This is a genomic window from Saccharothrix variisporea (genome assembly GCF_003634995.1).
In the GTDB taxonomy this organism is placed as follows: Bacteria; Actinomycetota; Actinomycetes; order Mycobacteriales; family Pseudonocardiaceae; genus Actinosynnema; species Actinosynnema variisporeum.
The window spans coordinates 1471953-1483699 of sequence record NZ_RBXR01000001.1 but is presented as its reverse complement, the minus strand read 5'-3'; the positions used below and the strand labels follow the sequence as shown (position 1 = coordinate 1483699).

General features: G+C 74.0%; 6 protein-coding genes. 1 reads left to right on the top strand and 5 read right to left on the bottom strand.

From position 1 onward, the window contains the following. The first annotated feature begins 34 nt into the window (after positions 1-34). Entirely contained in the window at positions 35-892 is an 858-nt protein-coding gene (locus tag DFJ66_RS06405; protein WP_121218862.1) for a GNAT family N-acetyltransferase, read from the top strand. Here DFJ66_RS06405 and DFJ66_RS06400 read toward each other — a convergent pair. From DFJ66_RS06400 to DFJ66_RS06380, 5 genes are read right to left on the bottom strand one after another with little or no spacing between them, the layout of a single operon-like run. Beyond that, on the bottom strand, positions 826-1839 hold the full coding sequence (locus DFJ66_RS06400) for a phosphotransferase family protein (protein WP_121218860.1): 1014 nt from the start codon (positions 1837-1839) through the stop codon (positions 826-828). The two genes, DFJ66_RS06405 and DFJ66_RS06400, sit on opposite strands and share 67 nt — an antisense overlap. A gap of 57 nt (positions 1840-1896) precedes the next feature. Then, positions 1897-2895 carry a class I SAM-dependent methyltransferase gene (locus DFJ66_RS06395; RefSeq protein ID WP_121218858.1) on the bottom strand — a complete coding sequence of 333 codons (999 nt, stop codon included), beginning with the start codon at positions 2893-2895 and terminating at the stop codon, positions 1897-1899. 1 nt (position 2896) lies between these two features. After that, positions 2897-7255 (bottom strand): non-ribosomal peptide synthetase family protein, encoded by a 4359-nt coding sequence (locus DFJ66_RS06390; protein WP_121218856.1) that lies wholly within the window; start codon positions 7253-7255, stop codon positions 2897-2899. Positions 7256-7265: 10 nt separating this feature from the next. Beyond that, positions 7266-8546, bottom strand: coding sequence for an MFS transporter (locus DFJ66_RS06385; protein ID WP_121218853.1), 1281 nt, complete (start codon positions 8544-8546; stop codon positions 7266-7268). Continuing rightward, positions 8543-11746 carry a non-ribosomal peptide synthetase gene (locus DFJ66_RS06380; RefSeq protein ID WP_121218851.1) on the bottom strand — a complete coding sequence of 1068 codons (3204 nt, stop codon included), beginning with the start codon at positions 11744-11746 and terminating at the stop codon, positions 8543-8545. The genes DFJ66_RS06385 and DFJ66_RS06380 overlap by 4 nt, the downstream gene beginning before the upstream one ends. Between the last annotated feature and the right edge of the window lies 1 nt (position 11747).

Below are 11747 nucleotides of genomic sequence, written 5' to 3'. Positions count from 1 at the left end.
GCGGTCCGCCGAGGCCGTGGTGTGTGATCGCGGGATGGCGATCGTGGTGGGCACTCCGGACGACCTCGACCAGGTCGTGGGCGTGCTGCGGGAGTGGCAGGCCGAAGGCGCGCCGATGCAGCTGCACCCCGGTGACGTGGGCTGGTACCGGCGGTTCGGGGCGCGGACGGGAGCGGTGCGGACGTGGAGCCGGGGCGGCCGGGTGCTCGCGGTCGGCTTGCTGGACGGCCCGACGCTCCTGCGGCTGACGGCCGCGCCCGACGTCTGGCAGGACGACGAGTTGGCGCGGCGGATGAGCGAGGACATCACCGAACCGGACCGGGGCGTGCTGCCGGCGGGGGAGGTGGCGGTCGAGTCCCCGGTCGGGCTGCTCCTGGAGGACCACCTGTCCGAGGCGGGCTGGACCGCCGGCGAGCCGTGGACGCCCCTGCGCCGCGACCTCACCGACCCGGTCGAGGACCCGGGCGTGCGGATCGAGGTCGTCGGGCCGGAGCGGGTCGCCGAGCGGGTGGCCGTGCACCGGTCGGCGTTCGACGGGTCGACGTTCTCGGAGGAGGCCTGGCTCCTGATGGCAGCCGGCGTGGCCTACGCCGACGCGCGGTGCCTGGTCGCCTACGACGGGGACGACGCGGTGGCGGCGGTGACGGTGTGGTCGGCGGGTCCGGGCAGGCCCGGGTTGCTGGAGCCGATGGGCGTGCACCGCGACCACCGCGGTCACGGCCACGGCAAGGCGATCACCGTGGCCGCTGCGGCGGCATTGCGCGAACTGGGCTCGTCCAGCGCGATCGTGTGCACGCCCAGCGCCAACGTCGGCGCCGTCGCCACCTACCGGTCGGCAGGGTTCCGGCCGCTGACCGAGGTGCGGGACCAGGTCCGCAGCTCGTCGACGTGACGGGCCAGCAGGCCGCGGCAGAACTCGACGTGGTCGGGGCCGAAGCCGCGCGGGCCGCACTCGATGACCAGCAGCAGGCCCAGGTAGAGGTGGTAGAGGGCGAGCCGGTGCCGGAAGGCGGGGGAGTGGTCGAGCGTGCCGCCGGCCTCGGCGTACCCGGCGAACAGGTCGCTGTCCGGGCCGGCGTCGCCGCCGAAGGCCAGGGACACCAGCTCGGCCGCCGGATCGCCCCAGAACGCGCGCTCGTGGTCGATGAGCCCGGTGATCCGCGCGGTGCCGTCCGGGGGCACGTCCACGAAGATGTTGCCCGGCCACAGGTCGAAGTGGACCAGCCGGGGCTCGGTGACCTCGTCCAGCGCGTACCCGCCCGCGGCCACCAGCGCCCGGACTTCCTCCGGCGTCACGCCCAGCGGCGACCCCCAGCGCTCGGCGTCCGCCAGCAGGGCCTCCACCATGGCGGTGAACGCCGTCCGCCAGTCCGGGGCCGACAGCGCGGACTCCGCCGCCGGGTAGCCGAAGCGGCCGTCCTCCGGGGCCAGGGTGTGCAGTCGGGCGGTGATCGCGCCCAGTTCACGGCGCAAGGCCCGCTGGGTGTCCTCGGGGAGGTCGGCCTTGTCCCACGGCACGCCCTCCAGCACCGAGATGACGAGGAAGTCCTTACCCGCGTGGAGCAGTTCGGGACTCGGGACACCGGGCAGCGCCGCGACCCTCCGGTAGACCATGGCCTCGGTCGCCATGATGCCGCGCTCGTACCGCAGGACCGGCGTGTCGGCCGGCGGGGCGACCTTGACGACGGCGGCACGACCGTCGTGCAGCCGCACCCGGTAGGCGGTGTTGAACCAGCCGTCGGTCAGCTCGGTCTCCAGGCGGCACCCGACGCCGAGGGACCCGCGCGTCAAGGCGTCGAGGTCCTCGGGGGACAGGTGCCGTTTGGTCTGGCTCTGCACGGTGTTCCGCTTTCGGTGGTGGGAGCGCTCCCACCCTGCCTGTCCGCGGCGGCCGGGTCAAGGGCGGCGGGCCATGATCAGGGACTGGCCCGGTGACGTGCGCAGCGGGTGGGTGGTCGGGTCGGTCAAGCCCGCCGCCGTGAGCCACGACGTGATCTCCTCCGCCGCGTAGACCTGCCCGCCCTGGCCGTGGAACAGGTTGAGGCTGAACACCCGGGCGAACGCGTCGCTCGCCCGGTCCTCGCTGTGCTCGTCGTGCTCCAGCAGCACCACCGACCCGCCGGGGCGCAGGGCGGCGGCCACCCGGTCCAGCAGGGCCCGGTTGGCGGACGCCGTCCGGCCGTGGACCACGTTGAACAGCAGCACGGTGTCGAAGTCCGCGCCCAGGTCGAGCTCGTCGTAGTCGCCCGGACGCAGGGTGATCCGGTCGGTCAGCCCCGCCGCCGCGACGGCCTCCGCGCCGACCGCCAACGCCTCGGGCAGGTCGATGACGGTCGCGCGCAGCTCCGGGTGGGCCGTGCACAGGCGGATCGCGTACTTGGCGTGGCCGCCGCCCACGTCCAGCAGGGTGGCGCCGACCGGCACGTGCGTGGCGACCTCCGGCGCGATGCTGTCGGCGTGCCCGGACAGCATCCGCTGGAACCGCTGGAGCGTCTCGGGCCGGGCGGACAGCCAGCCGTAGAAGTCCAGGGCCGGGGTGCCGGTGCGGATCGAGTCCTCCAGGCCGTCCCAGGACTCGAACAGCACGCTCGCCCAGAACCGGTCCACCTCGCTGTACCCGGTGCCGGACAACCACTTCTGCGTCGGCGCGGTGTTGCTGTACCGCTCGCCGGCCCGTTCCAGGTAGCCGAACGCGACCAGCGCCTCGGCCAGCAGGCCCGTGCCGCGCGGGTCGGTGCCCAGGGCCGCCGCCAGCTCTTTCGAGGTCAGCGGATCACCGGACAGGGCGGCGAAGACGCCCAGGCGCAGGGCCGCCGCCATCGCGCGGTACCCCGCCGTGGCGATGAGGTCCACGAAGGACGGCGGGCCGTCGCCCGGTTCGAGGTGCAGGGGCATGTCAGGACCTTTCCGGCAGGACGCCCGCGGCGGCGAGGAAGTCGATGTGGCGGCCGATCATCTCGGCGTCGGCGGGCGGGAACTCCACCCCGCACCGCGCCGCCGCCGCCCAGGTGGCCGAGCAGTCGAACACCGGGTGCGCCCGGCGGGTGGTGGCCAGGCCGAACGCCAGCGGGCCGAACGCGCTGTCCGGGCTCTCCAGCATCAGCGCCCGCCAGTCGGCGTAGTCCAGGGCCCTGGTCGGGTAGCCCTTGGCGGTCAGCACCTCGCCCAGGTCGGTGTAGCGCAACCCGTCCGCGCGGTAGTAGTGGAAGTCCCGGCCGACCAGGTCGGGGCGGGTGGACAGCCCGGCGATGGCGGCGGCGAGCCGGTCCACCGGCAGCATGTCGATCACGTCCTCGGTGCGCGGCACGGCCCCCGTGTGGGCGCAGGTCGCGATCTGGCGGCTCAGGTAGGACTCGGTCTTGGCCGTGCCGGTCCGCACGTCGCCGACGATCGCGGCGATCCGGTGGATCGACACCGGGACACCGCGGTCGCGGGCCAGCACGGCCATCATGTCGGCCACCCACTTGGTGGTGTGGTAGCCGGTGTCCAGGCCCACGGGGTCCTCCGGCCGGTCGGTCTCGGTGACCACCTGCCGGTCGTAGGACGTGCCGAGGAACACGCCGAGCGTGGACATCAGGTGCAGCGGCTTGGTGCGGTACCGGGTGGCCAGGCGCAGGACGTCCACGGTGCTGCCCACGTGCGGCGGCATCATCCACTGGTAGGTCAGCACGAAGTTCATCACCGCGCCGTTGTGGTAGACGGCGTCCATGCTCTCGGCCAACGCGTCGAACTCGCGTGACTCCAAGCCCAGCAACGGTTTCGACATGTCACCCACGACCGGCACGACCCGCGCCAGCACCTCCTCGGGCACGTCCAGGTGCGCCCGGCGCAGGTTCGCGCGCAGGCGCGCGGACGCGACCGCCGGCGTCTCCGCCCGGACCAGGCAGTGCACCTCCGCGTCGGTCCGGCCGAGCAGTTCGGCCAGCAGGTGCGCGCCGAGGAACCCGGTCGCGCCGGTCAGCAGGACCCGCTGCGGCGCACCGGTCACGACCGGGCCGTGCGGGACGACGTCGTCGGGCGGGGTGGCGTCCCGCCACATCTGCTCGACGCTGGGCAGCCCCGACGAGTACCGGTTGGCGAACGTGTGGTCCGACGCGGCGGCGCTCTCCACCACCTCGGCCAGTTCGGCGAGGTCGGCGGTGGCGAACAACGCCCGCAGCGGCACGGTGACGCCCAGCAGCGACCGGACCTTGGCCAGCACCGCCGCCGCGATCAGCGAGTGCCCGCCCAGGCCGAAGAACGAGTCGTGCCGGCCGACGAGGGGCGCGTCCAGCACCTCCGACCAGATCTCCGCGAGCACCCGTTCGACGGCCGTGTGCGGCGGCTCGTAGGGCTTGGTCACCGCCACGGGCTCGGGCAGCCTGCGCACGTCCACCTTGCCGTGCGCGGTGAGCGGGAGTTCGTCCAGCACGACCCGCGCGCCGGGCAGCATGGCCTCGGGCAGGCGCTCGGCGCAGAACGCCCGCAGCTCGTCCAGCTCCGGCGCGGTCTCCCCGGGACGCGGCACGACGTAGGCGACCAGGGTGTCCGACCGCACCGCCACCGCCGCCTCGACCAGCCGGGGGTGCGCGAGCAGGGCGGCCCGCACCTCGCCGGGCTCGATCCGGTGCCCGCGCAGCTTGACCTGGTCGTCCGCGCGGCCCAGGAACTCCAGCGTCCCGTCCGGCAGCAGCCGCACCAGGTCGCCGGTCGCGTACATCCGGCCGCCCGGCACCGCCGGGTCCGGCAGGTACGCCGACGCCGTGCGCGCCGGGTCGCCCCAGTAGCCCCGGGCCGGCGCGTGGCCGCCGATGTGGAGCTGACCGGGCACGCCCACCGCGACCGGCCGCAGGTCCCGGTCCAGCACGTACGCGCGGACCCCCGGTAGCGGCCGGCCGATGGGCAGCGTGGACGCGGTCACTTCCGACGCGTCCGCGGTCCGGTACGCCGTCGCGCACACCGTGGTCTCGGTCGGCCCGTAGTGGTTGACCAGCACGACCCCGGTCGCGGCGGCCCACTGGGCGACGGTCGCCGGCGGCACGGCCTCGCCGCCGATCGTCATGACCCGCAACGGGCTGCCGGTGTCGGTCACGCCCTCCAGGTCGGCCACCCACCGCTTCCACAGCGCGGCCGGGGCGTCCACGGCGGTCAGGCCGTGCTCGGCGCACAGCCGCAGCAGGTCCGGGCCTCCGATCGCGGCGGGCTCGGGGTGCACGACCACCGCCGCGCCGGCGCACCACGCCGGGAACACGTCACCCGCGGACGCGTCGAAGCTCAGCGGCGGGATCATCAGCACCCGGTCGCCCGGCCCGAACTCGTGCAGCTCGACGAACGCCCGGGTGAGGTTGGCCAGCGTGTCGTGCTGGACCTGCACGCCCTTGGGCACGCCCGTCGAGCCGGACGTGTAGATCACGTACGCCGACCTTTGCCGATGTGCCTCGACGTTCGGCGGTTCGGCGGCCTCCCCGGTGAAGGCGTCGTCGGCGGTGTCCAGCACGACCCCGCGGTAGTCGCCGAACCGGTCGCGCGTGCCGGGGGCGGTGACGACCACGGGCGCGCCGCAGTCGGCGAGCAGGCCGGCCAGCCGGGCGGGTGGGTGCGCCGGGTCGAGCGGCACGTACGCGCCACCGGCCTTGAGGATGGCCAGCAGCGCCACCAACGCGTCCGTGCCGGCCTTGAGCGCGAGGCCGACCGGGACCTCCGGCCGGACACCGAGGTCCGCGAGGACGTGCGCCAGCTTGTTCGCCCGCCGGTCCAGCTCGGCGAACGTCAGGGAGGAACCGCCGATCTCCAGAACCGCTGTGGTGTCCGGGTGCGCGGCGACCTGCTCGGCGATGCGGACCAGCACGTCCTGGCTCTCCGGGGCGGGTTGGTCGTTGAGCCGCTCGGCCGCCGCCCGGTCGTCGTCGGTGATCCAGTCCACTTGGGACAGTCGGCGGTCGGCGGTCCACGACTCCAGCACGGTCAGGAGCTGGCGGGCGATGCCGGCCACGGTGTCCGGCTCGAACAGGTCCGTGCTGTAGTCGAGGTTCGCGGGCCAGTCGCCCTCGGTCTCCCGGACGTGGAGGGTGAGGTCGAACCGGCTGGTGCCCCGGTCCACGGCCGGCGGCTCGGCGGGCAGCCCGGCCCACCGCCCGGGGCCGCCGCCGCCCCGGTTGAGCACCAGCATGACCTGGAACAACGGGTGGTGCGCCAGGTCGCGGCGGGGCGCGACGCGGGCGGCGACCTCGTCGAAGCTGACCTCCGCGTGGTCGAGGGCGTCGATCGCGGTCGCCTTGGCTCGGGCCAGCAGCTCGGCCACGGTCGGATCGCCGGACAGGTCCATGCGCAGCGCGGTCGTCGTGACGAACATGCCCACGGACCGCTCCAGCTCGGGGAACGGCCGGTGGGTGGTCGGCGAGCCGACGACCAGGTCGTCCGTGCCGGACCGGCGGGACAGGACCAGGGAGAACGCGGCCAGCAGCCCGGCGAAGGTCGTGCAGCCGTGCGCGCGGGTCAGCTCGGCCAACCGGGACGTCAGCGCCGCCGGGACGACGAACTGGTGGCTGCCGCCGGCGACCGTCCGGTTGCGGGTGCGCGGCCGGTCGGCGGCCAGGTCCAGCACGTCGGGCGCGCCCGCGAGCCGGTCGGCCCAGTGGTCGAGCTGGCGTTGCCGCTCGCCGTCCGCGAGCCGCCCGGACTGCCAGTGCGCGTAGTCCGGGAACTGCGCCCCGGCCGGCTCCAGCGGCACGCCGGCGTAGGCGTCGCCGATCTCCCGCGTGACCTGCCCCAGGGACAGGTCGTCGCACACGATGTGGTGGACGGTCACGACCAGCGTCGACGTGCCGGGCGCCCGGATCAGCCGGACCCGGACCAGCGGACCGGCCTCCAGGTCGAACGGGGTGTCCACCTCGGACACGATCAGCTCTTCCAGCGACCCGTCCAGCTCGGTCGCCACGACCGGTACCGACAGCGAGGGAAGCACCTGCTGCGCCGGCGTGCCCTCGTCGTCCACGATCCGCGTGCGGAGGGCTTCGTGCCGGTCCACGACGACGTCCACGGCCCGCTGCAACCTCTCGGCGTCGACGTCCCCGGCGACCCGCAGGGCCGCGAACATCGCGTACGCCCCGGAGTCCAGCCCCAGCCGGGCGGTCAGCCACAGCCCGCGCTGGTTGCCGGTCAACGGCACGACCGCGCCCTCGGGCCGGCGCGGCACCCCGGGAGCACGGCCCGTCAGACCGCGCTGGGCGAGCAGGCGCTCCAGCAGCCGCTCGCGGTGGTCGGACAGTTCGGTCACGAGTGCGTCCTCACGTGTTGGCCTTCTCTGGGGTCACCGCGTCGGGCAGGTCGTCCACGGTCCGCAGCCGGGGCCGCGACCACGCGAACGCGGTCAGCGCCAGCATCAGCACGCCGACCACGAGGAAGATCAGGGCGATACCGCGCCCCTCGCCGGTGCCGATGACCGCGCCCAGCGTCGACGCCAACGCGCCGTCAGGGGCCATCAGCGGCTCGGCCACGCCGTCGGACAGCGGACCGATCACCAGGTAGGCGACGGGCATCGCCGCCGTGGACAGGGTCCGCACCACGCCGAGCACCCGGCCCAGCACGTCCTTGTCCACCTTGGTCTGCAACAACGTCACGCAGCACGTGTTCATCAACGGCAACGTGAACAGGAACGCCGGCGCGGCCACCCCGATCAGCCACGGCGAGGGCGCGAGGCTGTGCAAGACCAGGAACACCCCGCCCAGGCCCAGCCCGGCGTAGATGCCCAGCACCCGCCGCTTCGGCCCGCCCCACGCGCCCATCACCAGACCGCCGAGGAACAGCCCGCTGCCACCGGCCGCCATCAGCACGCCCAGCGTCGCCGGCGAGGAGAACGACAGGATCAGCGGCTGCACCAGCCCGCCCGCCACGGCGAACAGGAAGTTCCACACCCCGAACACCGCGCACAGCGTGAACAGCCCCGGCGCACCCCGCAGCCACCGCAGTCCCGCGCCCAGCCCTTGAGCACCGCTGCCCCGGCTCCCGCTCGCGCCCGCGGGAAGCCGGGCCAGCAGCAGCGCGGCGACCGCGAAGACCATCGACACCACGTCGATGACCAGCACGCCGCGCAGTCCGACCAGGCCGAGCAGCGCACCCGCCACCAGCGGCGCGGCGATCTGCACGCCCTGGGTGAGCTGCATCAGGCCGTTGACCCGGCCCAGGTGCTCCGGCGGCACCAGCGCGGGCACCAGGGCCTGGTACGCGATGAGGTGGAACGAGTTCAGCGTGGCCGTCAAAGCCGACGCCACATACACGTGCCAGACGGCAAGCGAACCCGTGCTCACCGACACCAGCAGCAACGCGGTCACCACACCCGCGCCGCTGTCGGCGAGGAGCATGATCTTGCGCCGGTCGTACCGGTCGGCCACCGCGCCCGCGTAAGGCGCGAGCAGGATGCCCGGCACCACCGCGCAGAACTGGATCAGCACGAACTGCGTCACCGAGCCCGTGCCCAGGTACACCCACACACCCAGCACGAACGCGGTCAGCGCCGAGCCGATCACACTGACCAGCTGCCCCGCCCACACCACGGCGAACCGCTTCACGAGCCCTCCCCGAGCATGGCCGCGACCTCGTCGTCGGACAGTCCCGCGAGCTGCACCCGCAGTTCGGCGACGGCCGTGATGCGGTCCGGTTCGTCCAGCGCCAGCAAGGTGGACGCCAGTCCGGCGACGGTCGGCGCGGCGAACATCCGGCCGATCGGCACCGCCACCGCGAACGCCCCGTGCACGCGCGCCAACGCCTTGGCCGCGAGCAGCGAGTGCCCGCCCAGGGCGAAGAAGTCGTCGTGCACGCCGACTTCGGGTATCGCCAGCACCTCGCGCCAGATGTCCGCCAGCACCTCCTCCACCGCGTTGCGCGGCGGGACCCGGTCGCCGGCGGCCGTCCAGTCCGGCTCGGGCAGTGCCTTGCGGTCGATCTTCCCGTTGGGGGTCAACGGGAACGCGTCGAGCACGACGGCGGTCGCGGGCAGCATGTAGTCCGGCAAGCGCTCCGCCAGCGCCGCCCGCAGCCGTGCCCAGTCGATCGGGTGGTCGGTGACCAGGTAGGCGACCAGCCGGGCGTCCCTCGGCACCACCACGGCCTGCCGCACCTCGCCGGTGGCCAGCAGGGCGGCCTCGACCTCGCCCGGCTCGATCCGGAACCCGCGCACCTTGACCTGGTGGTCGGCCCGTCCCAGGAACTCCAGCGTGCCGTCCGCCCGGTGCCGGACCAGGTCCCCGGTCGCGTACAGGCGTGCACCCGGCGTGCTGGCGAACGGGTCGGGCACGAACCGGCTCGCGGTCAGGTCCGGCCGGTCGTGGTAGCCGCGCGCCACGCCGAGCCCGCCGATGTGCAGCTCGCCCACCACCCCCGGCGGCACGGGCTCCAGGCCGGCGTCGAGGACGTAGAGGCGGGTGTTGCCGATGGGCGGGCCGAGCACGACCGGTGCGGGGGAGGGGGCGACGAGCCCGGCGGCCGACCACACGGTGGTCTCGGTGGGGCCGTAGACGTTCCACAGCACGGAGTCGGCGGTCAGCAGGTCGTCGGCGAGGTCGCGGGGGAGTGCTTCGCCGCCGCAGATCCTCGTGGTGACGTGGTCCGGCACGCCACCCGCTTCGACCAGCAGCCGCCACGTGGCCGGAGTCGCTTGCAGCACGGTCACGCCGGCGAGCGCGTCCCGCAACGCCGGGCCGTCCGCGGCGACCTCCGGCGGCACCACCGCGACCGACGCGCCGGCGGTGAGGGGGAGCAGGAGTTCCAGCACGGAGATGTCGAACGACAACGTGGTGACGGCCGCCAGCCGGTCCCGCGGGGTCGGGCCGAACAGCTTCCGGAACGACACCAGCAGGTTCACCACCGCCCGGTGCGGCACCTCGACACCCTTGGGCGTACCGGTCGAACCGGACGTGTAGATCACGTACGCGAGGTCTTCGGCGTGCACCGGACACGGCTGCGGCGTGGCCGGCACGACATCCCCAAGAGCAAGGATCGTCCTGCACGGCAACGGTTCCAGCGCCGGGTCGGTCAGCACGACCTCGGCACCGGAGTCCGCGAGCATCGACGCGAGCCGGTTCGACGGCCAGCCCGGGTCGAGCGGGACGTAGGCCGCGCCCGCCTTCCACACGCCCAGGACGGCCGCCACCAGGTCCGGTGTGCGCGGCAAGTGCAGGGCGACCAGCGAACCCCGGCCCACGCCGTGTGCTTGCAGCAGTGCCGCGATGTGGTCCGAGCGCTCGCCCAGCTCACGGTAGGTCACCGGACCGACTGCGGGCGCGTCGGGCTCTCCGGCGATCAGGTCGAGCGCGGTGGTGGCCGCCGGTAGCAGCAGGTCGGTGGCGTTGAACCCCTCCAGCACCTCCCGGCGGCGCACGCCGGTCAGCGCGTCCAGTTCGGAGATCCGCCGCCCGGGGTGCTCGGCGGCGGCGGTGAGCAGGGCGATCAGGCGGTCGGTGAAGTCGACGATGGTGGGCTCGTCGAACAGGTCCGTGCTGTACTCGACACCCAGCGCGAGCGTGTCGCCGCGCCGCTCGGCGGCCACCGTGATGTCGAACTTCGAGACGCCGGGGTCCGGCGTGATGGACTCGACGGTCAGCCCGCGCAGGCCGATGGCGAGCGGTGGCGTGTTCTGGAGGATGAGCTGGGCCTGGAACAGCGGCGCGTGGCCCAGGCTGCGCTGGGGGCGCAGGTGTTCCACGAGCCGTTCGAACGGCAGCTCGGCGTGCGCGAGACCATCCACGGTGGACTTCTTGGCGCGCTCCAGCAGCTCGGCGAAGGTCGGGTCGCCGGCGACCGAGGTGCGCAGGGCGAGCGTGTTGACGAAGAACCCGATCAGGTTCTCCAGGTCCGGGTGGGAGCGTCCGGCGACCGGGGTGCCGACGACCACGTCGTCCTGGCCCGCCAACCGGCCCAGTCGGGCCGCGAAAGCCGCCAGCAGCACCATGAACAGGGTCACGCCGTGCCTGCGCGCCAACGACTCCAGTGCGGTGAGCGTGCCCGCCGGGACGTGTCCGTACCGCAGCGCGCCCCGGTAGGTGCTCACGGCCGGGCGCGGCCGGTCGGTGGGCAGGGTCAGCAGTTCGGGAGCGCCGTCGAGGTGCCGGGCCCAGTAGTCGAGGTAGGTCGCCGCGAGCTCGCCGGCCATCCGGTCCCGTTGCCACACCGCGAAGTCCGGGTACTGCAACCGCAGTTCGGGCAGGTGGGGAGCCCGCCCGTCCAGCGCCGCCGCGTACCCCTCGCCCAACTCGCCCAGCAGCACCGACAGCGACCAGGCGTCGGAGGTGATGTGGTGCAGGTTGAGCACCAGCACGTGGTCGTCGTCGGCGAACCGGCCCAGGGAGGCCGTGAACAGCGGTCCGCGCTGGAGGTCGAAGCCCACCGCGCCGCGCTGGTCGGCGAACGCCCGCGCCACGGCGTCCCGGTCGCCCTCGGGCAACTCGAAGTCTTCGAGGGTGGCCACGCCGGTCGGCGCGACCAGTTGCACGGGCTCGCCGCCGGAGTCGGGGAAGGTGGTGCGCAGGGCCGCGTGCCGGCCCACCACGGCGTCCAAGGCTTTGCGAAGTGCGGCCTTGTCCAGCGGTCCGCGCAGGCGCAGGCCCAGCGGGATGTTGTAGACCGCGCCGCCGGGGGCGAACTTCTCCAGGAACCACAGGCGTTGCTGCCCGAACGACAACGGGTAGGCGGCTGGTTTCGCCGCGCGTTCCCGCAGCCGGCGGGCCAGCAGTTCCCGCTTGCGCGCGGCGGACCCGGCGTCGGGGTGGGTCATG

Excerpts from the sequence above, each read along its gene's own strand:
- DFJ66_RS06405 (WP_121218862.1), top strand. The coding sequence starts at position 35 with ATGGCGATCGTGGTGGGCACTCCGGACGACCTCGACCAGGTCGTGGGC.
- DFJ66_RS06380 (WP_121218851.1), bottom strand. The coding sequence starts at position 11,746 with ATGACCCACCCCGACGCCGGGTCCGCCGCGCGCAAGCGGGAACTGCTG.
- DFJ66_RS06395 (WP_121218858.1), bottom strand. The coding sequence starts at position 2,895 with ATGCCCCTGCACCTCGAACCGGGCGACGGCCCGCCGTCCTTCGTGGAC.